The sequence below is a fragment of the Prochlorococcus marinus str. MIT 9312 genome, assembly GCF_000012645.1.
Classification (GTDB): Bacteria; Cyanobacteriota; Cyanobacteriia; order PCC-6307; family Cyanobiaceae; genus Prochlorococcus_A; species Prochlorococcus_A marinus_L.
On the sequence record NC_007577.1, the window covers coordinates 46039 to 72797 of the forward strand.

Consider the following 26759-nt stretch of genomic DNA (forward strand, 5'->3'; position numbering starts at 1 on the left):
ATCTTCTTATTCTGGATAAATGACATCTCAACTAATTAAAAAAATAGTTACTGGAGATGAGATAAGAAATGCTTTTTTAAAATTTTACAGTGAAAAATTACATAAAATCATTCCAAGTGCATCTTTGATTCCAGATGACCCTACGGTTATGCTAACAATTGCTGGAATGCTACCTTTTAAACCAGTTTTTTTAGGTTTAAAAGAAAGACCATCAAAAAGGGCTACATCTAGCCAAAAGTGCATCAGAACAAATGATATAGAAAACGTTGGAGTTACAGCTAGACACCACACTTTTTTTGAAATGCTTGGTAATTTCTCTTTTGGAGATTATTTTAAACGAGAGGCTATTCAATGGGCTTGGGAATTAGTTACTAATATTTATCAACTTTCTGTTGAAAATATAATTGTGAGTGTTTTTCACGAAGACGAAGAGTCTGCAAAAATTTGGAGAGATGAAATTGGTATTCATCCAGATAGGATAGTGAAACTAGGTGAGGAAGATAATTTTTGGTCATCTGGCAAAACAGGTCCATGTGGACCTTGTTCAGAACTTTATTATGATTTTCATCCTGAAAAGGGTCTGCAGAATATTGATTTAGAAGATGGAGATCGTTTTATTGAATTTTATAATCTTGTTTTTATGCAATATAATCGTGATTCTAATGGAAAATTGACAGATTTAAAATTTAAAAATATTGATACAGGAATGGGTCTTGAAAGGATGGCTCAAATACTACAAGAAAAGCAAAATAATTATGAGACAGATTTAATTTTTCCTATTATTCAAAAAATTTGTGAGATTGCAAATATTGATTATTTTTCTTCAGATGATAAAAACAAAATTTCTTTAAAAATCATTGGTGATCATACAAGAGCTGTGATTCATTTAATTTCTGATGGAGTAGCAGCAAGTAATCTCGGAAGGGGATATATATTAAGAAGGCTTATTAGAAGAATGGTCAGACATGGGAGATTATTAGGTATAACAAATGAATTTTTACCCCATATTGCTACTGTCGGGATCAATTTAATGCAAAATAATTATCCTGATTTAAAAAATAATAATGATTTAATTTTGAATGAGATAAAAATTGAAGAAATAAGATTTAGGGAAACTCTTGAAAGAGGAGAGAAATTGCTAGATGAGTTAATTTCTTCAGGGCAGAAATTAATTTCTGGTTTTAAAGCTTTTGAACTTTATGATACTTATGGATTTCCTCTAGAACTTACTGTAGAAATTGCTGAAGAAAATAGTATCAGTGTAGATGTAAAGGGTTTTGAAGAAGAAATGAATGCACAAAAAGAGAGAGCTAAAGCTGCTTCAAGTAATATTGATTTAACTTTAGAGGGATCATTAGAGCGAGAAATAGATCTTTTTAACAAAACTGTTTTTAATGGTTATGATTTACTCCTTTCGGAAGCTGAAATAAAGGGTATATTCTTGGATTCAACATTAGTAAAGCAAGCAAGTGAAGGACAGAAAGTTTTAATTGTTCTTGATCAGACAACTTTTTATGGAGAATCTGGCGGGCAAGTTGGTGATATTGGAACGATATTTTCAAAAGATTTAGAGGTCTTAGTTGATAATGTTATGCGAAAGAAAAATGTTTTTTTACATTATGGAACGATCAAAAAAGGAATATTAACTATTGGACAAAAAGTCAAGACTAATGTTAGCTCCTCTAATAGAGCTAAGGCTGCTGCAAATCATACAGCTACTCATTTATTACAATCTGCACTTAAATCAGTTGTTAACGAAAGTGTTGGACAAAAAGGTTCATTAGTAGCCTTTAATAAATTACGATTTGACTTTAATTCCTCTAATCCTATTTCTAAAGATCAAATTTCTAAGATTGAGACTTTAGTTAACTCTTGGATTATGGAAAATCATGCCTTAGAAATAAAAAATATGTCTAAGAGTGAGGCTCTTGAAAAGGGCGCAGTCGCCATGTTTGGAGAAAAATATGATGATGAAGTGCGCGTTGTTAATGTACCAGGAGTTTCAATGGAACTTTGTGGTGGCACACATGTTAAAACTACATCCGAATTAGGTTCTTTCAAAATAATTAGCGAGGAAGGAATCTCAGCCGGCGTAAGAAGGATCGAGGCATTATCAGGCCAATCAGCATTAGACTATTTCAGTGATAGAAATGCTTTAGTAAATCAACTAAGTGATTTGTTAAAAGCAAATCCTAATCAACTTTTTGAAAGGGTTAATAATTTACAAGCAGAGCTTATTAATAAGAATAAAGAGATACAAAAAATGAAAGATGAAATTGCATATTTTAAATACTCTTCTATAAAATCCTCCGCAGAAATAGTAAATTCTTTTTCAATTTTAGTAAATCAGATTGATGGCTTAGATGGGAATTCTTTGCAATCTGCAGCACTTAATTTAACTTCTCATTTGGGAAATAAAGCAATAGTGATTCTTGGGGGAATACCAAATCCAGAAAATAGAAAGTTGTTATTTGTAGTTTCTTTAGGTGATGATCCAGTAAAAATAGGATTGCATGCAGGTAAAATAATTAATGAGATTGCAAGAATTTGTTCGGGAGGAGGAGGAGGAAAGCCTAACTTTGCTCAAGCAGGTGCTAAAGATATTGATAAGTTAAGTGATGCTCTAGATTATGCTAAAAATTATTTGCAAAAAACATTAGATAGTCATTCTGATAAATAACTACTTTTTCTGAGACTAATTTCGATTTGATCCATTAATTTCCTTGCTTCTTCAATAGTTAATTTTTTTTGATCAATTGCTGATTCAGTATTAATTCTTATAGATTCAACCAAAGAAGCTGAACTGTAATCTAATAATTGTAAAATTTCAGATTTACTGTCCTCTTTAATAATATTTTTGACCTTATATGAATTATCTTGATTTATGTCTATATGAACAACGTTTGTACTGCCAAATAAATTGTGCAAGTTTCCTAATGCTTCTTGATAGGCTCCAGTCATAAAAATGCCAATTAGATAATCTTTATCTTCTTCTGGCTTATGTAAATTTAGTAATGATTTAATTTTTCCATCATCAATAAAATTATTCAGTTTCCCATCTGAATCACAAGTTAAATCTGCAAAGTTGCCTTTGCAGAAAGGCTCCTCTAAGTGCCTATGTATTGGTACTATTGGAAAAATCTGATTTATTGCCCAGCTATCGGGAATAGATTTAAAGATAGATAAATTTGCATAATAAGTTGATGCAAGAGTTTCTGTAATTTCAGATAAATCAGGGTGATTTATTGCATCATTATTCAGGTTTTTAGAAATTTCTTTTGCGCAAGCCCAAGTAAGTTCTTCGGCATAAGCTCTCTCTGCCAAACTTAAAAATCCTAATCTAAAAGCGACTAAGCAATCTTCTTTAAACTTTTTTGCATCGTTCCATAGTTCAATTATTTGAGATAAATTTATTTTTTTATTTTTAAGTTTTTTTAATTCATAGAAAGTTTCAAGTAAATTTGAAATTATTAATTGTTGATTTTTTTTATCAAAAATTTGTAGTTTGGAACTGACATGGCTTGTTCCTAAGACATTAAAAATTAAAACTGAACAATGACTAATTATTGCTCTTCCACTTTCTGAGATTATGATTGGATGCTTTATATTATTTAATTCACATGAATCCTTAATAGTTGCAATTACATCGTTAGCATAATTTTGAAGAGAATAATTAGTAGAGGTGTTGGAGGAGGTTTTAGTTCCATCAAAATCTATTCCTAATCCTCCCCCAACGTCGATATATTGCATTGGGGCTCCTAGTTTGCATAGTTCAACATATATTTGACTCGCTTCTTGTAATGCGTCTTTGATCACAGCAATATCACTTATTTGACTGCCTATATGAAAATGGAGCAATTTCATTTCGTTGATAAGATTTGCTTCTTTTAGTTCTTTTATTGTCAACATAATTTCTGGGATTGATAATCCAAATTTGGAATTATCTCCAATAGATTTACCCCACCTACCACTACTTTTACTTGATAACTTTGCTCTAATTCCTATCAATGGAGTCGCGTTAAGTTCTTGAACTGCTTGAATAATTCTTTTTACCTCATCTCGTTGTTCAATAACTATTATTGGATTCTTGCCGAGTTTTCTGGCCAAAGTAGCAATCTCAATATATTTTTTATCTTTATATCCGTTGCAAATTAATAATGAATTTTGGTTTTCAAGAAGTGCAAGGCCAATTAATAGTTCTGATTTACTTCCTACTTCTAAACCAAAATTCCATTGGCTACCAAACTCTATTATCTTTTCTAGGACATTTTTCTGTTGATTACATTTGACAGGAAAAACGCCTTGATAAATGTTCTTATATTTATAGGTTTTTATTGCTTTAAAAAAAGAGTCATGTAATGCATTTATGCGATCTTTCAAGATATCATTAAATCTTATAATTAATGGGGGATTTATTTCTCTACTCTTAAGTTCTTTGACAAGCTTAAAAAGATCAATCTTATTTTCAGATTTTATATCTTTAGTTACTGATATATTTCCTTTGGAATTTATAGAAAAATATTTATCTCCCCATTTGTCTATGTTATAAGTCGAAATACTATCTTCAATAGTCCAAATATTCTTTAATTTTTTCGGCTCAAAATTGGTCAATTTATGTCTTAGTGATTAATAAATGTTTTTGAAAATAACTCAAAACAATATCTTTTATTTTAATGATTACTTGCCAAGTTACCACCCAAAAGTTGAATATACATAGAGTGATTATTAACTAAATGACCAAAGAGAGAACCTTTATTGCAATTAAACCAGATGGAGTTCAAAGGGGATATGTTTCTGAGATTATTGGCAGATTTGAAAAAAAAGGATTTAAATTGGTTGGTTTAAAGCAATTAATTCCCTCAAAAGATCTTGCTCAAAATCATTATGGAGTACATAGAGAAAGACCCTTTTTTGGTGATTTAGTAGACTTTATTTCAAGTGGGCCTGTTGTAGCAATGGTGTGGGAAGGCGAAGGAGTTATTTTGAGTGCTAGAAAACTAATAGGTGCAACAAAACCTCTGGAAGCAGAGCCTGGAACAATTAGAGGTGATTTAGCTATTGATATTGGGAGGAATATTATTCATGGTTCTGATGGAGAAGATACAGCAAAATTTGAAATTGATCTATGGTTTAACGAAGAGGAATTATGTGAGTGGTACACTTCTGATTCGAAATGGCGATCTGAAAATTAAAATTTAAATCGCAAATCTATCTAAACTAAATTTTTCTAAAAAGCTTTTTTCTATTTCTTTGAGATTTTTATTTTGAACTATTTTCAAAAGAAGATCACTTGTTATTGCAGAAAATAAAACTCCATTTCTGTAATGTCCTGTAGCTATAAAAAGATTTTCAATTTTTGATTTTCCAATTATTGGTTTTAGATCTGGTGTGCAGGGTCTAAATCCCCACCAATGTTCCATTTGTGGCCAATTAATAGCTTCTGGCAATAAGGAGCGAATGCCTTCTTGCAGTTGTTTTATTCCATTAGGAGTATTACCCTGATTAAATTTTGAATCTTTTTCAACTGTCGCTCCAACTATAATAAGTCCATCATCACGGGGAACTAGATAAGTTTTTGGACCAAAAATAACTCTTTTCAAAAAATTTGTGGGACCTTGTATTGATAGCATTTGTCCCTTTACAGGAAAGACTGGAATCTTATTAAAAATTTTTTTACTCCAAGCACCGCTGCAAATAATTGCTTTTTCGCAGTTAATTTTTTTTATTTCCCCAGTGGCACATACAACTGTTGCACCTGTAATTTTGTTTTTTTCGAATGTCAAACCCTCTACTTCTGATCCCTCTTGAAATTCGACTCCATGCAAGGAGCATGCTCTCTCAAGAGCACGCATCAGTCTTCTTCGGTTGTCTATTTGACCATCTTGTTCAAAAAGTAAACCATGTTTCCAAAGAGAATTCATTCCATTAATTTCTGTTTGAAGATCTTTTTGATTTAAATATTTTCCATATTTATAAGTTGGAAACTCTTCAAGATCTTCTTTGTTTTTAAAAGGAACTACTATGCCACATTTTTTTAAACCGCATTTAATATTACTATCTTGTTCAATACTTTTTATCCACTTTGGAATTAGATTTTGACTTTCTTGGCCAAATTTTAGTAATTCATCTTCGAGCCCTTCGGCATGAGTAGCTAACATTCCTGCAGCAACAAATCCAGCTGATTCATTTCTGTTTTTGCTTAAAACTAAAACTTTGAAGTTATTTCTAGAAAATTCATAAGCAATAGATAAACCTAAAAGTCCTCCGCCAATTATTAATATTGAATTTTTGGTTTCTTGTGCCATTTAAAAATTAATATTTTTATTTGTGTTTTGGTCCTCTTTTCCTTTATATCCAATAATATTAATAAAGAGACTTTTGATAATGAACAATTTGGAATCTTGGGAAGCTGTGATTGGTTTGGAAACTCATGTACAGCTTAATACGAAAAGTAAAATATTCACATCTGCGTCAACAGCTTTTGGTGATGCACCTAATACGCATATAGATCCTGTAGTTTGTGGGTTACCAGGAACTCTTCCAGTTTTGAATGAGACTGTTCTTGAGTATGCTGTAAAAACTTCGTTAGCATTAAATTTAAACGTTGCAGAACATTGTAAATTTGATAGAAAACAATATTTTTATCCTGATCTGCCTAAAAATTATCAAATTTCACAATTTGATGAGCCACTAGCTGAAAATGGCTGGTTAGAGGTTGAAATAATAGAAAAGGATAAAGATCCTTATACAAAAAAAATTGGTATAGAAAGGTTACATATGGAAGAAGATGCTGGTAAATTAGTTCATTCAGGCAGTGACAGATTAGCTGGTTCTAAGTATTCCTTAGTTGATTACAATCGTGCTGGAATAGCACTTTGTGAAATTGTAAGTAAACCAGACATTAGAACAGGTAGAGAGGCAGCTGAATATGCTTCTGAGATTAGAAGAACAGTTAGATATCTAGGTGTATCAGATGGAAATATGCAGGAGGGTTCATTAAGATGCGATGTTAATATTTCAGTTAGAAAAGGACCTAATGCTCCTTTTGGTACCAAAGTGGAAATTAAGAATATGAATTCATTTTCTGCAATTCAAAAGGCTTGTGATTATGAAATAGCAAGACAAATAGAAGTTTATGAAAATGGAGGAGAAATCTTCCAAGAAACAAGGTTATGGGATGAAGCTAAGCAATTAACAAAAAGTATGAGATTAAAAGAAGGTAGTAGTGACTATAGATATTTTCCTGATCCTGACTTAGGACCAATTGAAATTACAAAAGCACAAAAAGAAATATGGTTTAATGAACTACCAGAATTACCTTCAAAGAAAAGAAATAAATATGTGAATGAATTTGGTTTGTCTGCATATGATGCACGGGTAATTTCTGATGAAATTAACATGGCAAATTTTTTTGAAGAAACTGTAGCTAATGGTGCTGAGGCTAAACTAGCTTCAAATTGGGTGACAAGTGATATCGTGGGCTATTTAAAAGCAAATAAACTTAGTTTTAGTGAATTAAAGCTTAGTCCTGAAAATCTTGCTGAAATGATTAATATGATTTTAAAAAATACTATTAGTGGAAAAATTGCAAAAGAAATTTTACCTGAATTAATTAAAAAAAATATTTCTCCGAAAAAATTAGTTGAAGAAAAAGGGTTGGCTATGATATCTGATTCTTCAAGTATTTTGCCAATAATTAATGAACTTATAAATGAATATCCAAATGAAGTTCAAGCATTTAGAAATGGTAAAACTAAATTACTTGGTTTTTTTATTGGTCAACTTATGAAAAGAACTAAAGGTAAAGCTGACCCTAAACTTGCAAATAAACTTCTTGCAGAAAAGTTGAATGGCTAAAGCTTCAAAGAATTTCTCTAATCGTGTTGATCCATTTATTTTGGTCATCTGAATTATCTAAAATAATATCTGAAAATTTACTTTTTTCTTCAAAACTTAATTGAAGATTTATTGTTTCATATGCTTCTTTTTCGCTAATTTTATCTCGTGTGATAAGTCTTTTTTTTTGAAGTTCTCTAGGACATTTAACTAACCATATTTCAGTGCAAATATCTTCAAATTTTGCTTCAAATAATAATGGAATAACCAATACTATAGTTTGATTATTTTTGTATTGAATGCATTCTTCTATCATTTTTTCTTTAACTAAGGGGTGAAGCAGGTTGTCAATCCATTCTTTACTTTCTGAATGTTTAAAAATAATGTTTCTTAAAAGTTTTCTGTTTATTGCTTTTTCTGAATTGTTCTTAGTATCAATAATTTGATTTCCAAAATAATCTAAAATTTTTTTATATCCATATGTGTTTGGTTTAATTAATTCTCTTGATAAATTATCTGCATCTAATATTGGAATGTTTTTATGTTTTCTAATATAATTCGTTATTGTTGACTTCCCACTGGCAATACCTCCTGTTAAACCAATTCTTCTTTGGTTATTTTTTAATTTTTGAAGAACATCCATATTTTTAATAATAATCTAATTACCTGTTTCTTTAGTATTAAAGAGAAGTTAGTATGAATTAAAAATATTAAAAGAGATTGAGCCAGTCTGATTCCACTTGGTCGTTTGTTGATGAAGGTAATGTAACACCCAACGGGTTTCTTTTTGCTGGCATATCGGCTGGATTAAAAGCTTCTAATAAAAAAGATTTAGCACTTATACTTGCTCCAGAAGGAAGTATTTTTAGTGGGATGTTTACCCAATCTATAGTTCGCGCTTCTTGTGTTGATATTTGTGAGGAAAGGATTAAAAAATCTTCAGGTTTTGTACGAGCGATACTAATTAATTCTGGTCAAGCAAATGCATGTACAGGAAATCTTGGAATTCAACATTTTCAAATTGCTACAGCAATGATTGCTGAACTTTTAGCAATAAAAGAAGAAGAAGTTTTAATGTGCTCAACTGGTGTAATAGGTGTTCCTATACAAATAAACGATTTAGTAAAAAATTTACCGTATTTAGTGAGTGATTTAAAAGTTAATAATTTTCAAAATGCAGCAGAAGCAATTTTAACTACTGATTTGACTTTGAAAAAAGTTTTAATAGAGACTTTTATTCAAGATAGAAAAATAAAAATAGCAGGATTTGCAAAAGGGTCAGGCATGATTTATCCCAATATGGCTACAATGCTTGCCTTCCTAACCTGTGATGTGGGTATTGAGAAAGAAGAATGGGACAATATGATTTCTATTGCTGTTAAAAAATCTTTTAACGCAATATCAGTTGATGGAGAGACAAGCACAAATGATTCTTTCGTTGCAATAAATGCAGGAGATAAAATTGATAAAAGATTTTTTCCAATCATCCAAGAAGGAATTGACATTGTATGTCAAAACTTAGCAAAAAATATTGCGAGGGATGGAGAGGGAGCAAATTGTTTATTAGAAGTTTTAGTTCAAGGAGCAAAAAATACTGATGATGCAATTATCTTGGCTAAATCCATTTGTAATTCTGCATTGGTAAAAACAGCGATACATGGCTGTGATCCTAATTGGGGAAGAATCATTTCTGCTGCTGGTAATTCTGGGGTTAAATTCACTCTAAATGAGGTTGACTTATATATAGGTAATGATCAGATTTTGGACAAGGGAAAGTTAAATCAATATGACTCGCAAAAAGTTACAGACTATATTAGGTCTAAAATGAAAGGTACATATTTAGTGGATGATATTGTACAAATTATGATCAATCTCAATTCTGGCGAATCGAAAGGCAAAGCTTGGGGATGCGATCTTTCTAAAAAGTATGTTGAAATAAATAGCGAATATACTACTTGAGTTTTAGTAAATCTATTGGTAGATATTCATTAACATAAAGGAACAATATTGTTAAAGTTCCAATTATAGAACCTATAAAACCTCCAAATAAATTAACGAATAATCCAGAGTTTGTAATTATTGGCTCTTCTTTTTTTTCTTTCTCAAAATCAGGCGCATCTACTACTTTTAAGCGCTTATTGGTTGTTGGTTGTTGTTGGTGTCGGATGAGGGCTTCGAAATCAGGCATGGAATTTGTGAGGCAATTGAACAATAAGCAGACCAGCCCGTCATTCGACGAGGATCTGATCTGCCTAAATCGTCTACAGCTTCAAATACAGCATTACCCGAGGCTTCTGCTTTATCGAACGCTGAAAGTAAGGGTATAAATGTATCAAAAACATATAAACCAAAATTCTCTAGAGCTGCTTTAGCTTGTTGCGCAGCTTTTTGCTGTCTAAAATCAACTTTTACTATCACTACTGCATGGTTAACTTTTAAGTCGCTTAATAAATTAGCTAGTTCAACTGTTAACTCTACTGATCTTGCTTTCGCAGTGGTTGGTAAGATTACTAAATCCGAACCATAAGCTAAGTGTTTTAGTTCTTCTTGATCACTGCTAGCTTGTCCATCAGTTATTACGATTTCTGATGATCTTGATGCTTTAGCAGCTGAACTTACTGGGAAAACTGGAAATGGAAGGTTGCCTCTTGATGAATATGCTAATGCTGATCTATTTTTATCAGCATCGACGATGCAAACTTTTTTACCTTCAGAATGCCAAACACTAGCAAGGTGAATACTTGTGCAGGTCTTGGCCACCCCTCCTTTTTGTCCGCAAACGGTAATAAACAATTTTTTGTTTTTTATTTCTTTTACTTTGAAGAATAATTTCTTAATGTCAAGAGCAATTGATTTTAAATGCGTTAAATTTATTTTTTTTGAAATAATTTAAAGGAGTCAATATTTTCAGATAACCTTATAAGGTGCTTTATTTAAATAGGCTAGTGAAGAAAAAAGTTGGACTAGGAACTTGGTCTTGGGGGAATAAGCTTTTTTGGAATTACAAATCTGCAAATGACGATGATTTACGTGAGACATATAATGAAGCTTTGAAAAGAGGTATTGATCTAATAGATACTGCAGATTCTTACGGTACTGGGAATATTCAGGGTAGAAGTGAATCATTGATAGGCAAATTTTTCCTAGATACTCCCTCTGCCAACAAAAAAAGAATGCAAGTAGCAACCAAACTCGCACCTTATCCTTGGAGAATTGGTGATAGAGGTTTTAATAAACCTTTTTTAAAAAGTTTAGAAAGGCTTAATCATAAATTAGACATAGTCCAATTGCATTGGTCAACTGCAAAATACAATCCTTGGCAGGAATTAGGACTGTTAAATAATCTTTGCGATTTAAAAGATCAAGGGTTTAATTTTCAAATTGGCTTATCAAATATAGGTCCTCAACGGTTGACTAAATTAATTAATTATTTAGGAATAAGAGGTCAGAAACTAAAAAGCGTTCAGATACAATTTTCTTTACTTGCTCCCGATTTAGAAAAACAATATAAGGTAAAAAATATTTGCGAAGAAAATAATATTGATTTTTTGGCTTATAGTCCCTTGTCCTTTGGAATACTTTGTATTGATCCAGATAAGGACGAAAATAAAGAAAATAGTTTTATTCGTAATGCTTTATTTGAAAACTATAAAAAACCAACATATGAATTGCGGAGTTGTCTTAAAAGAATTGCGAATAAAAGAACAGTTTCTCAGGCTCAAGTAGCCATTAATTGGTGTTGTTATCAAGGAACTATTCCACTTGTAGGAATGCGAAAAAAATCTCAAGTTGTAGATGTATCGAATGTTTTTAACTGGAATTTAAATAAAGATGAATTTAAAGAACTTCAGGAGGTTTCAGAAAATTGCTTAAAAAAAATGCCTAAAAATCCTTTTTCAAGTATTTAATTAAATTTTCAGGTAGCTATCTTTTTATTTTTTTTGATTTGACAATTACTATTCCATAGTTCAGTAGGAAATTTTTCACCAGTGAATCTAATAACTTTAGGTTTGAGATTTGTTAATAAGTCATTTAAGTTTTTATTAGGTTCCATTTTCAAGATTAGAGTTTTTAATAAGATAAATCAATTCAAACTAATCTTCTCACTAATTTATACTTATAAAATTAAAAAATTTTGTTTAATACAATCAATTGCAGCAATATTTACAAAATAATAAATTATCTACTACAAATTCTTAGTTATTTAAAAAAGTGGAGTCCTTCCAGACTCCGCGTATCATTTGGTTGATAAGGCTGATATCACCCCATCTCCTTAAGGATCAAGCGGCAACTAGTGCTGTTTGACGGGAGAAACTAACGATTTTGTTAGCGTTTGTGTTTTTGCTCTAACCGAGCCGGCTTCAGTCACCTTCCTTATGCCCCGTCGAAACCATTACAACCCCAAAAAGTGGAGTTGAGCGGAATCGAACCGCTGTCCGAAACATCGGTTGAGATCACCTAGTCCAATTGGACATTTATATTCTGACAGGCAAAATGAGTATTGAATAGTTTTTTTATTAAGTTTTTATCGTATATGAAGGTAGTTGCATCCGCTCCACAGGGACTTGAGAAATATTTAGCTGAAGAAATTTCAAATTTAGGTGGCTTTAATATTAATACTTATAAAAGATTTATTAATTTTGAATGTGATTATGAAACTTTTTATAGAGTTCATTTCTATTCCAGATTAGCTTTTCGCTTTTATAGAGAAATTGCAAGTTTTAATTGCTACGATAAACAATCTTTATATGAGGGTGTTAGAGATTCATTTAATTGGTTAGATTGGTTGCACTATAAAAAAACGTTTAATGTTCAAGTAACTGGGAGAACATCTTCTTTAAGTCATACACATTTTTCTGCTCTTGAAGTTAAAAATTCTATAACTGATTTGCAACAGGCAGTTTGGAATAAAAGATCAAATATTTCTTTAGATGATCCTGATTTTATAATTCATCTTCATTTAAATAATAATAAAGCAATTATTAGTCTTCAAAGTAGTTTGGAAAGCTTACACAAGCGCGGTTATAGACCCGCAGTTGGAAATGCACCATTAAAAGAAAATTTAGCTTCTGGATTGATAAATATGACTCAATGGAATGGCAAAGTCCCTTTAATTGACATTATGTGCGGCTCAGGAACTTTTTTAATTGAGGCAGTTAACCAATTTATTGAAGTTCCTATAAATATTCATCAAGTATATCTTTTTGAGAATTGGTTGGACTTTAGGAAAGATATTTATCTTAATGAAAAAAATAAGGCAAAAAATAAAATTATAAATTATGAAAAATTACCAAAAATTATAGGCTGCGAAATTAATAAAAAGGTTTTTGAGCAGGCGAAAGTAAACATATCATTGGCAGGACTCGAAAATTATATTGAACTTATAAATAATGATTTTTTAGAACTCCAGTTAAAATTTACACCTGGGATAATTATATGTAATCCTCCATATGGCAAAAAATTGGGCGATGAAAATGAATTAATTTGTTTATATGAACAAATGGGTACTTTCCTAAAGAATAACTTTTCAGGCTGGGAATTTTGGCTGCTAAGTGGAAATCCAAAACTAACAAAATATTTGAAAATGAAATCTTCATTGAAAATTCCTGTTAGTAATGGGGGGATTGATTGCAGATGGATAAAGTATTTAATAAGGTAATTTATTTTTTGCCTAAAACGGCTTTTGTTGTCTTGCCTAAACCCTCCAATGTTTGAGGAAGATAAGGTCCTTTGGCTAATTTTCCTCCAAGCTTCAAACTTAAACCTGCAAGAAATAAATCGATAAAAATTATAAGTAATAAATTATATTCTGTATTCCAGTTATTATAGTTCTTTAGAAAAAGATAAAAAATAATATGGATGCACATTAGAACTAATAATAGTAAGGTCAATCCAATTGCCAAAAATATTCCACCACTAATTAATCTTCTTTTCTCTCTATCTACTTCTTGAAGAGCTATTTTTACATGCAAATCCATCACTGAACTTGCGATAGCTGAAATTCTGGAAGCTGTATTTGCAAAGTTTTTATTTTTTGGTTTTTCCATATTATTTTCTGCCACTGTTTAGAAGAGTTCCTATTAGTAAACCAATACCAGCGGCAATAGCAATAGATAATATTGGTTTTTTTCTAATTGGACTTTCTATTTTTGGTCTAAGTGTATTGTTCAGTTCCTCTAGTAACTCTTCTAATTGACTTTCTATAGGTTCAATTTTTTCTGATATCTCCCAATTGTTTTCTCGGATTGAATCAATGATTTCAAATAGTTGGCGTTTGATTCCAATTGCTGAGGTTCCACTATGGCTAGCTATTACTTCAACTAAATCATCAATACTTCCTTTTGTGGCTTCAATGGTTTGCTGAGCAATGGTAGGCCATTTTTCTTTTATTAAAGGTATTAAACTGTCAATTTTTTCAAGTAACCATTTCTCAGAGATAACTTCTTTCTCAGGAAGTTCAGAGTCATCTTCTTTTTCTTCTACTTCTTTGGGAGGATGGTAAGTCTCCATTATTTAGGCTTATTTATTTTAAGATTAGACCCTATTTTCTTAATTTGGAACCCTTATCTAAAGATTTGTGCAATTTATATAGAATAAAAACATATAAATGTTTATTTACATTTTATTTATCTACTCTGTTCTGCAAGAAGGTTTTGTTAAGCTATTACTGAATTTATTAAATTAGTTTAAATTTCATCATGGATATCACATTTGCATCATTAATTTTTGCATCTCGCACAATCCCTACAGATTTTGGATTAGTAGCGGCAGCAATCGCTGGAGCTGGAAGTTTGCTATTCATTGCTTTAAGATTTGTCCCTGATGCAAGTAATTAAATGCCAGGAATGATCTTAAATAAGATATATTTCTCAACTTTCTTTTGAAAATAGATTCGATTGATTTATCAACTAGATAATGAATAAATGGGTTTTGCTTGAACATACAGTTTATTCTGCTAACTCTTTAGATATTCATTACGATTTTCTTGTTGAAAATGGAATAGATTGTTTAACTTGGAAATTTTTAAAACTACCTTTTTTAAATCAAGCTTCTATAGAAATTTTTAAACAGCCGAATCATAGACTTGTATGGCTATCCAGGGTAGAACATGAACTGTCTGCAAATCGAGGATTGGTAAAAAGAATCGACCATGGAATATTTAAAAACGTTTCTGATAAATTGGACTCTGAATGTTTTCGATTCATTTTGGACGGAGAACTTCTTTATGGTTTGTTTGAAATTTCGGGTAATTCTTGTAGATTGAGCAAAAATAATTAATATTCATTTATAAATAATCGTAAAATTACTATTGAGAATTTTTGCAAATTAGTTATTCTTATTTAGCTATTGAGACTTGAGATTGGTACATATCAATCAGGTCGAGTTTGAAAATTTTAAATCTTTTGGGGGAAGTGTAAAAATTCCTCTTGAAGAAGGTTTTACAGTGGTTACCGGCCCTAACGGTTCTGGGAAAAGTAATATTTTAGATGGCATTTTATTCTGTTTAGGTTTAGCTAATAGTAGAGGAATGAGGGCAGAAAGATTACCTGATCTAATAAATAATTCCAAAGTTAAAGAAGGCAAGTCATCCGAAACATTTGTATCGGTAAAATTTAATATTCAAGATTGGTCTCCCAGAGAGGACCTTCCGCCCTTGGAATTAGAAGAAGAAGAAATTGCTCTTAAGAAAGGTCAAAAAGAATGGGTAGTTTCTAGAAAATTAAGGCTTATGCCGGGTGGTTCTTATGCTTCGACTTATACTTCTGATGGAAAACAATGTACCTTGCAACAAATACAGAGAATATTAAGGGACATTAGTGTTGATCCTGAGGGAAGCAATGTTGTTATGCAGGGTGATGTAACAAGAATAGTATCAATGAATAACAAGGAGAGGAGAAATCTTATTGATGAATTAGCAGGAGTCGCACTGTTTGATACAAGAATAGAACAAACTAATGCAAAATTAAATGATGTTTTCGAAAGACAAGAAAGGTGTGAAATTTTAGAAAATGAATTGCAATCTAGTAAAAATAAGCTTGAAAAAGAATGTGAAAAAGCAAAGCGATACAAAGAGTTAAAGGCAAAACTTCTTCAAATAACCGAATTAGAGAAAGTTCTTATTTTTGATAAACAAGTGAAGCATGTTGAATCTATAGAGAAAAAAGAAACTGAAATTGAAAAAAACAAAATATTATTTAATGAACAAAAAGAATCTATTAATAAAGAAATATCAGTTTTAGAAGGTGCTCTGAAAATTCTGGTTGCTGAGCTTAAGGAGAAAGGAGAGGATACCTTGATAAAGGTCAATTCTGATATTGGAAGTATTAATTCTAGCTTGAGAGAACTTGATAGGGTATCAAGTTTGAATAAAGAAGAGGGTATTAAATTACAAAAGCAGAGAGATGAAATTGCAATATCTAAGAGGAATATCGAGTCAGAAAAGATGAGACAAGAAAATTTTGATGAGAATTTTTTAAATAAATTGAACTTGCAAATTGATGATCTGACATTAAAACACAAATTATCCAGAAAAAAACTTTCTGATGCAGCGGGAGAATCTGGAGAATTCTCAAAACAAAGTATCAAATTAAATGCTGAGCTTGAAAGTATAAAAAATAAAATTAATCCTTTGGAAATAAAAAAAAGGAAAGTTGAAGAAGAAACGATCCAAAATAATATTCAAAAAGATGCAATATCTTCTCAGATCGATGCTTTAGCTTTAGAAAAGCAGAAACTTTTAGAGGGAAATCAAATAAAAAAAGAGACATCCGAGATAAATAAAAATAATTTAGCAAGTAACAGCTTGGAAATTAATTCTTTAAAAAATGAAATTGATTTATTAAATAAAACTAAACTAAGGCTAAACAACGAGCAATTAAGGCTTGAAAAGGATTTATCTAGATTTGAAAGCAGAAAGGAAGCTTTAAATGAATCTAGAGGTTCATACGCTCTAAGAATTCTTTTAGAAGCAGGATTAGAGGGTATACATGGTTATGTAGCTCAACTTGGAGAGGTTAGTGAGAAAAATAGATATGCATTAGAAATTGCTGCTGGAAATAGACTAGGACAAATTGTTGTTGACAATGATCATATTGCAGCTAAAGCTATTGAAATTCTTAAAAAGAAGAAAGCGGGAAGATTAACTTTTTTACCTTTAAATAGAATTAAAAGTCAAAAGAAGAATTATGCAATTTCAAGATTTGAAAATAATAGAGAGCATGGATTCATTGATAAAGCCATTAATTTAATTACTTTTGATGAAGTTTATTCAGATGTTTTTAGATATGTTTTTGGAGATACATTGGTTTTCTCAGACTTAGCCTCAGCTAGATTATCTAAACAAAAAAATAGGTTGGTTACTTTAAGTGGTGAACTATTAGAAGCAAGTGGAGCTATTACAGGGGGCAGTAAGTTAAATAAAGATTTAGCTTATAGATTTGGAATTAATAATGATCTTGATGACTCTAGCCCTATAAAAGAAAGATTATTGGTTATTGAAGAAGCCTTAAGGGAGTCAAATAATGATTTAATTATAAAAAATAATAGACTCAATAAATTAAATTCTAACCGCAGTCATATAATTGAGGATTGTGCTTCATTTAACAAAGAAATTGAAGTGAATAAAAATTCTGTTGAAGTTGTCATGAAAAGAATTCAGGATTTCAAATTGAGTTTAAATAAACTTGATAGTGCTAATAATTTATTAGTTGAGGAGTTAGATAGTTTAAAAAATGAATTGAAGCCTCATCATGATAAGTTTGATCAATTGCAAATCATTCTTAAGGAGAATTATGAAAAAAATCAAAAATCATCATTAATAGCTTTTAATAACGATTTTAATAATCTTGATAAAAAACTTGAATTACATATTAAGGAGAGAGATACATTACTAGATAAGAAGAATCAATTTGCTTTAAATAAAGAGCGTATCAATAATTCATTAAAAATAACTTTATTACAAGAAAAAAACTTGCAGGAATCTATCAAAGAACTTGCAATTGCTCATAGTGAATGGATAGAAAAAAGAGATAAATTTAAAAAAGAGCTTTTAGTTCTCAATAATCAAAAAAATTCCCTAGAGAAGGATTTAGGTTTTTTGAGAAGAAAAAGAGATGAATTAAACTCTTCAATTTCAAATAAAAGGCAAGAATATAATAACTATCTATTGAAGCTTGAATATCTTGAAAGGGATATGCATTCTCTGAAAGAAGAGATGAGGAGCGAGAAAATAAAATTAGAAAATTATAAAAAAGATCTACCTAATCCTTTCCCAAAGCTTGAAGAATATGAAGAGAAGAGTCTTGAATCTGTTCAATCAGAAATCTCGATTATAAATGCAAAACTACAAAGCTTAGAACCTGTTAATATGCTGGCTCTTGATGAACTAGAAGAATTAATTGAGCGATTAAATGGTTTACGAGAAAAATTAGCAATCCTATCTAATGAAAGATCTGAATTATTGCTGAGAATAGAAACTGTATCGACTATGCGTCAGGAGGCTTTTATGCAAGCATTTTTAGAAGTTGATAAACACTTTAGAGAAATTTTCGCAAATTTATCTGATGGAGATGGTTTCCTTCAACTTGAAAATACTAATTCTCCTTTGGAAGGAGGATTAACTTTAGTTGCACATCCTAAGGGAAAAAATGTCAGAAGATTAGCCTCTATGTCAGGTGGTGAAAAATCATTAACTGCTTTAAGTTTTTTATTTGCGTTGCAAAAGTATAAACCTTCCCCTTTTTATGCATTAGATGAGGTTGATAGTTTTTTAGATGGTATCAATGTTGAAAGGTTGTCAAAATTAATATCTAATCAGTCATCAAATGCACAATTTATAGTCGTAAGTCATAGAAGGCCTATGATTAGTGCGTCTGAACGAACAATTGGTGTTGCGCAGGCACGAGGTGCTAATACTCAAGTTGTTGGGTTACCAAATGCTGCATAAACACACTTTTTTAAATTTATACGTCAGAATGATAAAAAGGTATTTATGAGTTTGTCTAACACATCTGCTAATAAGAATCGCCCTAATTCTGTTCCTAGCGAACGTTTATGGTTAAGGTCAGAATTAATGGGGACACAAGTTATAACTACTGATACTGGGAGGCGTTTAGGCGTAGTTGGTGAAGTTGTTGTTGATATTGACAGAAGGGAGGTGGTCGCTTTGGGACTAAGAGATAATCCACTTACAAGATTTTTACCAGGTTTGCCAAAATGGATGCCCTTAGAAAGTATAAAGCAAGTTGGAGATGTGATATTAGTTGACTCTCTAGATTCTTTGAGTGAAAGTTTTTCTCCAGAAAGATATGGAAAGGTAATTAATTGTCAGGTAATTACAGAGTCTGGACAACTTTTAGGTAGAGTTCTTGGGTTTTCGTTTGATATCGAGACAGGGGATTTAATTTCTCTTGTTATGGGTGCAGTAGGTGTTCCACTTTTAGGTGAGGGAGTTTTAAGTACTTGGGAAATTCCTGTTGAGGAAATTGTAAGTAGTGGTACGGATAGGATTATTGTTTATGAAGGGGCTGAAGAGAAATTGAACCAATTAAGTAGTGGATTACTTGAGAAACTTGGAGTCGGAGGTTCTTCATGGGATGAAAGGGAAGCAAATGGATACTCAGCAAATCTTGTCCCAGTTGAGAATCAGTTATTGTCAGGTTTGGAATCAGAAAAGCAAAACAATTTGGTTGAGGAATATGAAGAAGTTGTTGAACAAGATGATTATGAAGATGATTATGAAGATGAAGATGAACTTGAATATGTTGAAATAAAGGGTTCTTCAGAGGAAATCAATAACAGAAAAAAGTTATATATGGATAATGATTATTCTGATCAGATTGAGAATCAAAATAGTTTTAATCAAATAGATGAAGAAAAGAATATTGATTTTATGCAAAAGAAACAATCAACTACAAATTTAGCTTCAAAAAGACCAATTCAAAATGCAAAAGAAACTTTGGATATTGAACCACTAGATGCACAAAATTTAGTTAAAGATAATAAAAAGTCAGAAAAGTTTGAAATTGATGACCCTTGGTAATTTTCAAAGTTTTTTTATTGAATTAACAATTATAGAAGTAAGTTTTTCAGCAGCACCTTTATCGCCTCTCTCTTTGTGTAAATTATTACTAATACTTTTTAATTGATCCCTATTTTTAATAAGAAATAATACTTCTCTTGCAATTTTTCTGGGCGAAATATTTCCTATCCTTTCAGGGACAATCATTCTTTTAGCTTTAATATTTGGCCAAGCAAAAAACTTCTTTTTTTTAACATAAAAATATTGAATTATAAAAGTTAGGAATCTATTTATGAATGAAATTTTCCCGATTACTCCAAAAATACCATCCCAGGCATTCATCATATTTAAATGTTGAGTTGGTAGAACAACTAACATTGGAAGAGCAATTGCTGCTAATTCTGCAGTATTTGCTCCTACAGTTGTAATCGCAAGATCACATTCTTTCAATATTTCATAGCAAGGATGTTTCTTAATTAGATAAATTTTTGTATTTTTTGATGTTTCAATTACATAATCAAACCAGGAGTCTTTGATGTTTTTAATTTTTTTAATTTTTGATGAGTAATATTTCGCAATTGGATTGTTCTCACTTTGAAAAAATAAATATTCACTTTTATTAGTGGTTGGAGCCATGGGAATTATAAAATTTATATTTTGATTTTCTTCAGCTACATGATCTGCAATTTCTAAGAAGAAAGGAATTCCAACAGAGAGTTTTGCTTTTTTAGAACCAGGCAACAATGCAATATAGTGTTTTTCTTTATTTTTTAATGATATTTCATTATTAAGTTTGATATCTGCCATTAAATCGCCAATGATTTGACATTTATATTTATATCTTTTAGGAATTAACTCTTTTACTTTTAAATTCATGGCAGCAATTTTGTTAGTCCATTGAGGCCATCGCGCAATCCATTCAGCATATGTGATATTTAAATAACCTAATCTTTTAGCTAGTAAAATGCTCCAAAATTGATCTCCACCAAGGAAAATAACTACCCCTTTTTTTGGCCAATTAGCAAAAGAACTTGGCTTTATTAATAATTTCCAAAAACTTTTGGATTTTGTAATTAATTCGAATTTATTCCATGAATTTGCAACTAAATATTCTTTACCAGTCGCATTTGGGCAAGGAACAAGAACTAATCTAAGAGTTAAATCGAGTGTATCGTCATCACATAGAGTTTTATTTATTTTATTAAGCTCATCCACTAGAGGATTTACCCATGTAGCTAATTCACCAGGACCATTAGAAACTATAACTACTGCAACTGATTTTTTTTTCATTGCAGTTTAACCATAATACATTAAATGCGGACGGCGAGACTTGAACTCGCAAGGCCTAAGCCACACGCTCCTTAGACGTGCGCGTCTACCAATTCCGCCACGTCCGCAAAGGGTTTTCAAGCACCCGCGGGTACCTAAACCTTAAAGATATAATACATTATTGACTGAAATAAGGATGTAGTTCTAAAAGAGAATTTTTGTATATGATGAATTATTTTTCTATTGCATAAAAAAAATATTTATACATATATAACGTTCTAGGTTGTATTGTAAAAAATGTCCTCTGATAACTAAAAAAATTTTGTTAAATACTTTGGCAAAGAATTTTTTATTTTAAGTCATTTTCATTTCTTCAATTTAATTTTCATAATGGTTGAAAAAGTTTTAATTGCTAATCGTGGAGAAATAGCTTTACGAATTGTCAGAAGTTGTAGAGAACTAGGTATTGCAACAGTTGCAGTTTTTAGCACCGTAGATAAAAAAGCATTGCACGTTCAGCTTGCTGATGAAGCGGTGTGCGTTGGAGACTCGTTAAGTAATAAGAGTTATTTAAATATTCCAAATATACTTGCTGCTGCTACATCGAGAGGAGTTGATGCTATTCATCCTGGTTATGGATTTCTTGCTGAAAATGATAAATTTGCTGAGATGTGTAACGATCACGGCATAGTTTTTATTGGTCCATCTCCTAATGCTATTAGATCTATGGGAGATAAATCTACAGCTAAAGAAACTATGGAAGCAGTAGGAGTTCCAACAGTACCAGGTAGTAAAGGCTTGTTATCAAATGTTGATGAGGCTTATAAATTGGCAGATGATATTGGCTATCCGGTAATTATCAAAGCGACTGCTGGAGGAGGTGGAAGAGGTATGAGGCTGGTTGAAAATGCTGATAATCTTGAAAAAATGTTTAAAGCAGCTCAGGGTGAAGCAGAAGCAGCTTTTGGTAATGATGGTTTATATATGGAGAAATTTATAAAGAAGCCAAGACATGTAGAAATTCAAATTTTGGCGGATAGGTCGGGAAATGTTGTTCATTTAGGAGAGCGAGATTGTTCAGTTCAAAGAAGACATCAGAAGTTATTGGAAGAGTCTCCTAGCCCTGCAATTAACACTGAACTTAGAAAAAAAATGGGAAATGCAGCTATTGCTGCTGCAAAAAGTATCGGTTACGAAGGAGCTGGTACGGTTGAATTTTTAGTTGATGATGATAATTTTTATTTCATGGAAATGAATACTAGGATTCAAGTTGAACATCCTGTTACTGAAATGGTTACAGGAGTTGATTTAATAGCTGAGCAAATTAAAATCGCAAGCGGAGTAAACTTGGAATTTAATCAGGATGATATCAATTTAAACGGTCATGCCATTGAATGTAGAATCAACGCTGAAGATCCTTCTCATAATTTCCGACCATCACCTGGAAAAATAACTGGTTGGCTTCCTCCTGGCGGCCCTGGTGTAAGGGTGGATAGTCATGTTTATACTGGCTATGAAATACCTCCATTCTATGACTCATTAATTGGTAAATTAATAGTCTGGGGAAAAGATCGTAATACTGCAATTAAACGTATGAATAGGGCTTTAAATGAATGCGCGGTAACCGGCATTCCTACAACAATTAACTTTCATCTAACTTTACTGAATAAAGCTAAATTTAAGGAAGGTAAGATACATACTAAATATGTAGAAGAAGAATTATTGCCAAATTACTGAGGAATAATTAAATAATTACTATGAAATGTGTGTATGCAATGCAAGTTTTATAAGACCTTGTTGACCCACTAAAATCTCTCTTAAAAAGCTTATAATTCCAATCCAGATTACAGGTCCCACATCAACTCCTCCTATAGGGGGAATTAATTTTCTTGTTAAATTCAGAATAGAGCTTGATGGTATTGAAACTAATAACCATAAACCTTTACTTAAATCAATTTTTGGGTACCAAGTAAGAATTAATCTTATTAAAAAAATTACAGTTAGATATGATAGAGAGATTCCTAAGCTAACATCTAAAATTTGGAGAGATTCTACAAGCAAGGAAATCACAATTATTTAACTCATCTTAATAAATAACCCATTGAAACGTATTTAATTCGTATTATAAATTGAGAATTTAATATTTAACCAGTGTTTCAAATCTCAAATTTATTACTAGCTGCAGATTTTTCTTCTGAAGTTGCAAATAATTCCGCAGTTGGAATGATAGGTAGTTTTATTGCCGCCGCTTTACTTATCGTTATTCCAGCTACTGCATTTTTGATTTTTGTTAGTCAGAAAGATTCCCTCAATCGTACATCTACTGGAAGACGCTAGTTTTTGTAGAAGTTTTAAGTACACTATATATATAGGGTGATTTAATTTCCCCTTTAAAAAATAAATTTTGGAGAAAGAATGTGGTCAATGCTAGTCTCAATTGGGCCAGTATTGTTGGTATAGTTCTCGCTGTAGGTGGAGGAGGCCTTTATTTTTTAAGGTCTTTTAAACCTGCATTAGCAAGAGATTATGATGTTTTCTTCGCAGCAATAGGACTTTTGTGCGGAGGGATATTATTTTTTCAAGGCTGGAGATTAGATCCTATTCTTCAGTTTGGTCAGTTTTTGTTAGCAGGAACCACAGTTTTTTTTGCATATGAAAGTGTGCGATTAAGGGGAGTTGCTACTGATCAAGCAAGAAGATCATCTTATTTTGATGATGATCCTATTTCTGATGTGCCCAGAAATTCTAGAGGTCGATTTAATGACGAATACGATAGGTTTGAGGAAGCTGAAAGACCATCAAGAAGATTTAACCCTCAAGAAGATGAATTTGAAGATGAATATATGGATGGGAGATCTCTTAGAAGAAATGTTTCAAGAGCCATTCCTGCTTCTGCTGCAAGTAGAAGCAGGCCATCTAAAAGAGAAGCAAATCAGTTTGAAAATGACGAACCTATAAGAAGAAGAAAGACTCCTGGAGATACAAATAGTAATCAATCAGAAAGAAATAACTTTGGTGAAAGAAGAAACTTATCTCGTAATGAAGTTAAAACAGGATCAAGACCCAGAATAAATCGGACAGTATCTAGGCAAGATAATAGTTCTACACCTGATAATTCTTCTCAATCAAGAAAGAAACCTTCAAGATCTCCTATTAGGCAGCAAACTTCAACAGAGCTAGTAGAAGATGCTTCATTCAAAGATGTTAATCAAGTCAAAAAAACTCGAGAGTCTCGGAGAGTCAGCTCTTCAGCGAGATCAAGTGCAAAAAATCAAAATGGTAGATATACCGTTGGAAAAAATAAAAAGAAACCTAGAGATAACAGTTCTAGATTTGATGATTAATTATAAGATTCCTGCCCATTTTAAAAACGATTGTTGACTAAATAATTCAATTAGTATTATTGCTAGGAATCCGATCATTGCAAATCTTCCATTAGTTATTTCAGAATAATTACTCCATCCGAATTTATATTCATCTTCAATATCTATTGATTTTTCATCAAATTTAATATCTGCAGTTTGTTCACTTTTGTCATTTTTATCTTTCTTTTTTTCTATAGAACTCTCATTCTCTAAATTAGTGACTTCTGAGTTAGTTTGTTCTTCTTTAGAATTCATTTTTTTTCCTAATCCTTAAAATTATACTTATCAGAAGTCACTAATTTCCAGTCTCCTTGTCCATTTAATTCTAAAATATTTTCATGAAAATCTTTTAAGCTAGGTCTATGTCCAACACTAATAAGAGATAGTTCTCTTTCCTTTAGTAAACCATATAGTTTTTTTTCAGTATCAATATCTAAAGCACTTGTTGCTTCATCAAGTACTGCAAATCTTGGAGAATTTAGTAAAAGTCTTGCAAAAGCTAATCTTTGTTGTTCGCCTAGAGAAAGAATTCTTGGCCAATCTTGTTTGATATCAAGATTAGGATAACGATCCACTAATGTTTTTAAATTTACTTCATGAAGTACAGCAGTAAGATGTTCATCACTAAATTTTTGAACTTCTGTGGGATAACATAATTGTTCCCTTAAAGAACCTAGTAACATATAAGGTTTCTGAGGTATGAATAATAATTCCCCAATTTTTGGTTTTTTTATTACTCCCTGATCTGGTTCCCATAAACCACTAATCATTCTTAGCAAAGATGTTTTTCCACATCCAGAAGGTCCTACAACCAAAAGTGATTGATTATTATTGATGCTCAAATTTAAATTCTTAATAATTTTTTTATCCGAGCCTGGGGGATAAAGGTCAGCATTTTTAATAAGAATTGAGGGATAATCTGAAATAACGTTTTGATTGCTTATAGGGTTAGTTTGACTAATAGATTCGACTTTTGATTGGAATCCTTCTAATCTTCCGATTCCAGCAGTAAATTTTGCAAGTTCTTCTATTTGATTAACAATGAAAAATAACGAACCTTCGACCATGCCAAATGCAAAGCTTGCCTGAATAAAACGCCCATAATCAATATCACCTTTAAAGTAAGGTATTGCCATTATTAAATATGGGAAGAAATTTCCAGCATAATTAATGGATCTTCTCATAACGTCAATTATTACTCTCCATATAATCAGTAAATTAAAGTTTCTTACCACTTCTCCTAATCGCCTTTCAGTTTCATTGCGCTCAGGATTTTCCCCGGCGTAAAAAGCTATTGATTCAGCGTTATCTCTAATATGTACCAAGCCATATCGAAAATCTGCTTCGTATCTGAGTTGATCAAAGTCTATCTTTACAAGATTTTTACCAGCAACTAAAAGGATAGAAGTTGCAAATGCAGCGTAACCAAATAAAGAAAAAGTAAGTGTTGTACTGATACTCCATAAAATAAGAATATTAAGCGAAAATGTGAGTAGTGCATCAAAAACACCTAATGTAAAAGACAGGCTTTGCCCCGTAAAAGCTCGGGTATCATCTGTAATCCTTTGATCAGGATTATCTACATCAGTTTGCTCTTCATCATTGGGATTTAATTGGTAATAAGCTTTATTAGTCATATAATCTTTGACTAAACTTTTTGAAAGCCATTCTCTCCAAATTATTCCCAATTTATATGTAAAAAATATTTGGGAAACACGTATTGGTAGAGCAACAGCAAAACAACAAGCGTAAATCCCCAATATCCGATAAAATCCATCTTCTTGCTTTTCTACCAAAGCATTTGTTAAATCTCTTGCTATAAATCCTATTCCTGCGTTTATTCCGTTTACAGCTAAAAGCATTAATACAATTATCGCAAGGAATAACCAATGTAACCATCTACGGTTTTTTAATTGAAGTCTTAAGCTAAAAAAGCTTCCTGATCCAATTAGAAATAAGGCAGAGAAAAGCAATCCCCAGCTCCCAGCCCAAATTGAATTGATAATACTTACTACACCGCCGAAATACTTTTCAAGAAAAATAGGTTGAAAGTTTTCGAAAAAACTTATTATTCCTGTAAGACCAACAAGCACTATTCCCCCAACACAAAATAAAAGAGATATCAAAAGCCATATGAATTGAAATCCATTACATTGATCTATTGGGAGAAAAAATGGCTGAGATAGTTTCCTTAATTTTTGTAATTGATAAAGTATTTTAGATTTATTTTTAACGGCTTTATTCATTACTCGACAAGTTGTATAAAATAA

General features: G+C 31.4%; 24 protein-coding genes and 1 tRNA gene. 13 read left to right on the plus strand and 12 right to left on the minus strand.

The annotated features are described in order from the left end of the window. Nucleotides 1–19: 19 nt before the first annotated feature. Nucleotides 20–2680 (plus strand): alanine--tRNA ligase, encoded by a 2661-nt coding sequence (gene alaS / locus PMT9312_RS00225; protein WP_011375610.1) that lies wholly within the window; start codon nt 20–22, stop codon nt 2678–2680. On the opposite strand, the gene speA is transcribed toward alaS, so the two are convergent. After that, entirely contained in the window at nt 2665–4611 is a 1947-nt protein-coding gene (speA, locus tag PMT9312_RS00230) for a biosynthetic arginine decarboxylase (protein ID WP_011375611.1), read from the minus strand. The genes alaS and speA overlap by 16 nt on opposite strands. A 122-nt stretch (nt 4612–4733) precedes the next feature. Here speA and ndk point away from each other — a divergent pair, with 122 nt between their 5' ends. After that, nucleotides 4734–5192, plus strand: a complete 459-nt coding sequence (ndk, locus tag PMT9312_RS00235) for a nucleoside-diphosphate kinase (protein WP_011375612.1) — start codon at nt 4734–4736, stop codon at nt 5190–5192. A gap of 3 nt (nt 5193–5195) precedes the next feature. Here ndk and thiO read toward each other — a convergent pair whose 3' ends face one another. After that, on the minus strand, nt 5196–6305 hold the full coding sequence (gene thiO / locus PMT9312_RS00240) for a glycine oxidase ThiO (protein WP_011375613.1): 1110 nt from the start codon (nt 6303–6305) through the stop codon (nt 5196–5198). Nucleotides 6306–6384: 79 nt separating this feature from the next. On the opposite strand from thiO, the gene gatB reads away from it, so the two are divergent. Continuing rightward, a complete protein-coding gene (gene gatB / locus PMT9312_RS00245; protein ID WP_011375614.1) occupies nt 6385–7857 on the plus strand; it encodes an Asp-tRNA(Asn)/Glu-tRNA(Gln) amidotransferase subunit GatB in 1473 nt (490 codons plus the stop codon). A gap of 4 nt (nt 7858–7861) precedes the next feature. On the opposite strand, the gene coaE is transcribed toward gatB, so the two are convergent. Beyond that, nucleotides 7862–8479, minus strand: a complete 618-nt coding sequence (coaE, locus tag PMT9312_RS00250) for a dephospho-CoA kinase (protein ID WP_011375615.1) — start codon at nt 8477–8479, stop codon at nt 7862–7864. 77 nt (nt 8480–8556) lie between these two features. Here coaE and argJ point away from each other — a divergent pair, with 77 nt between their 5' ends. Then, on the plus strand, nt 8557–9795 hold the full coding sequence (gene argJ / locus PMT9312_RS00255) for a bifunctional glutamate N-acetyltransferase/amino-acid acetyltransferase ArgJ (RefSeq protein ID WP_011375616.1): 1239 nt from the start codon (nt 8557–8559) through the stop codon (nt 9793–9795). A 168-nt stretch (nt 9796–9963) separates the two neighbouring features. Here argJ and PMT9312_RS00260 read toward each other — a convergent pair whose 3' ends face one another. Then, a complete protein-coding gene (locus tag PMT9312_RS00260) occupies nt 9964–10629 on the minus strand; it encodes a ParA family protein (protein WP_011375617.1) in 666 nt (221 codons plus the stop codon). Between the two features lie 152 nt (nt 10630–10781). Between PMT9312_RS00260 and PMT9312_RS00265 the strand changes: the two genes are divergently transcribed. Continuing rightward, nucleotides 10782–11744 carry an aldo/keto reductase gene (locus PMT9312_RS00265; RefSeq protein ID WP_036924439.1) on the plus strand — a complete coding sequence of 321 codons (963 nt, stop codon included), beginning with the start codon at nt 10782–10784 and terminating at the stop codon, nt 11742–11744. Between the two features lie 8 nt (nt 11745–11752). Here the strand turns inward: PMT9312_RS00265 and PMT9312_RS09650 are convergent, their stop codons facing one another. Continuing rightward, entirely contained in the window at nt 11753–11890 is a 138-nt protein-coding gene (locus PMT9312_RS09650) for a hypothetical protein (protein ID WP_193741842.1), read from the minus strand. 480 nt (nt 11891–12370) lie between these two features. On the opposite strand from PMT9312_RS09650, the gene PMT9312_RS00270 reads away from it, so the two are divergent. Next, a complete protein-coding gene (locus tag PMT9312_RS00270; protein WP_011375619.1) occupies nt 12371–13495 on the plus strand; it encodes a THUMP domain-containing class I SAM-dependent RNA methyltransferase in 1125 nt (374 codons plus the stop codon). A gap of 1 nt (nt 13496) precedes the next feature. On the opposite strand, the gene PMT9312_RS00275 is transcribed toward PMT9312_RS00270, so the two are convergent. Together PMT9312_RS00275 and PMT9312_RS00280 are read right to left on the minus strand one after the other, a co-directional pair. Beyond that, nucleotides 13497–13883, minus strand: a complete 387-nt coding sequence (locus PMT9312_RS00275) for a phage holin family protein (RefSeq protein ID WP_011375620.1) — start codon at nt 13881–13883, stop codon at nt 13497–13499. A gap of 1 nt (nt 13884) precedes the next feature. Further along, nucleotides 13885–14346 (minus strand): DUF883 C-terminal domain-containing protein, encoded by a 462-nt coding sequence (locus tag PMT9312_RS00280; RefSeq protein WP_011375621.1) that lies wholly within the window; start codon nt 14344–14346, stop codon nt 13885–13887. A gap of 188 nt (nt 14347–14534) precedes the next feature. Between PMT9312_RS00280 and PMT9312_RS09555 the strand changes: the two genes are divergently transcribed. The 4 genes from PMT9312_RS09555 (at nt 14535) to PMT9312_RS00295 (ending at nt 19876) form a co-directional block, all read left to right on the plus strand. Further along, the gene (locus tag PMT9312_RS09555) at nt 14535–14672 is read left to right on the plus strand and encodes a hypothetical protein (RefSeq protein ID WP_002806908.1); all 138 of its coding nucleotides are present in this window, start codon (nt 14535–14537) and stop codon (nt 14670–14672) included. Between the two features lie 79 nt (nt 14673–14751). Then, the gene (locus PMT9312_RS00285; protein WP_011375622.1) at nt 14752–15114 is read left to right on the plus strand and encodes a hypothetical protein; all 363 of its coding nucleotides are present in this window, start codon (nt 14752–14754) and stop codon (nt 15112–15114) included. A 76-nt stretch (nt 15115–15190) separates the two neighbouring features. Further along, complete coding sequence (gene smc, locus PMT9312_RS00290; RefSeq protein ID WP_011375623.1) at nt 15191–18781, plus strand: chromosome segregation protein SMC; 3591 nt, start codon at nt 15191–15193, stop codon at nt 18779–18781. A gap of 45 nt (nt 18782–18826) precedes the next feature. Beyond that, nucleotides 18827–19876 carry a PRC-barrel domain-containing protein gene (locus tag PMT9312_RS00295; protein WP_011375624.1) on the plus strand — a complete coding sequence of 350 codons (1050 nt, stop codon included), beginning with the start codon at nt 18827–18829 and terminating at the stop codon, nt 19874–19876. Nucleotides 19877–19879: 3 nt separating this feature from the next. Here the strand turns inward: PMT9312_RS00295 and PMT9312_RS00300 are convergent, their stop codons facing one another. Together PMT9312_RS00300 and PMT9312_RS00305 are read right to left on the minus strand one after the other, a co-directional pair. Continuing rightward, on the minus strand, nt 19880–21145 hold the full coding sequence (locus PMT9312_RS00300; RefSeq protein ID WP_011375625.1) for a hypothetical protein: 1266 nt from the start codon (nt 21143–21145) through the stop codon (nt 19880–19882). Between the two features lie 25 nt (nt 21146–21170). Further along, nucleotides 21171–21252 (minus strand) — tRNA-Leu (locus PMT9312_RS00305). A 262-nt stretch (nt 21253–21514) separates the two neighbouring features. Here PMT9312_RS00305 and accC point away from each other — a divergent pair. Then, complete coding sequence (gene accC, locus PMT9312_RS00310) at nt 21515–22861, plus strand: acetyl-CoA carboxylase biotin carboxylase subunit (RefSeq protein ID WP_011375626.1); 1347 nt, start codon at nt 21515–21517, stop codon at nt 22859–22861. An 18-nt stretch (nt 22862–22879) separates the two neighbouring features. Here accC and PMT9312_RS00315 read toward each other — a convergent pair whose 3' ends face one another. Continuing rightward, on the minus strand, nt 22880–23185 hold the full coding sequence (locus PMT9312_RS00315) for a YggT family protein (protein ID WP_036924477.1): 306 nt from the start codon (nt 23183–23185) through the stop codon (nt 22880–22882). Between the two features lie 90 nt (nt 23186–23275). Between PMT9312_RS00315 and psbX the strand changes: the two genes are divergently transcribed. Together psbX and PMT9312_RS00325 are read left to right on the plus strand one after the other, a co-directional pair. Beyond that, nucleotides 23276–23461, plus strand: a complete 186-nt coding sequence (psbX, locus tag PMT9312_RS00320; RefSeq protein ID WP_011375628.1) for a photosystem II reaction center X protein — start codon at nt 23276–23278, stop codon at nt 23459–23461. A gap of 80 nt (nt 23462–23541) precedes the next feature. Then, nucleotides 23542–24468, plus strand: a complete 927-nt coding sequence (locus tag PMT9312_RS00325; RefSeq protein ID WP_011375629.1) for a Ycf66 family protein — start codon at nt 23542–23544, stop codon at nt 24466–24468. Here PMT9312_RS00325 and PMT9312_RS00330 read toward each other — a convergent pair whose 3' ends face one another. Both PMT9312_RS00330 and PMT9312_RS00335 read right to left on the minus strand, forming a co-directional pair. Continuing rightward, on the minus strand, nt 24469–24744 hold the full coding sequence (locus PMT9312_RS00330; protein ID WP_011375630.1) for a chlorophyll a/b-binding protein: 276 nt from the start codon (nt 24742–24744) through the stop codon (nt 24469–24471). Nucleotides 24745–24752: 8 nt separating this feature from the next. After that, nucleotides 24753–26735: an ABC transporter ATP-binding protein/permease gene (locus PMT9312_RS00335; protein ID WP_011375631.1), complete on the minus strand. Its 1983-nt coding sequence runs from the start codon at nt 26733–26735 to the stop codon at nt 24753–24755. Between the last annotated feature and the right edge of the window lie 24 nt (nt 26736–26759).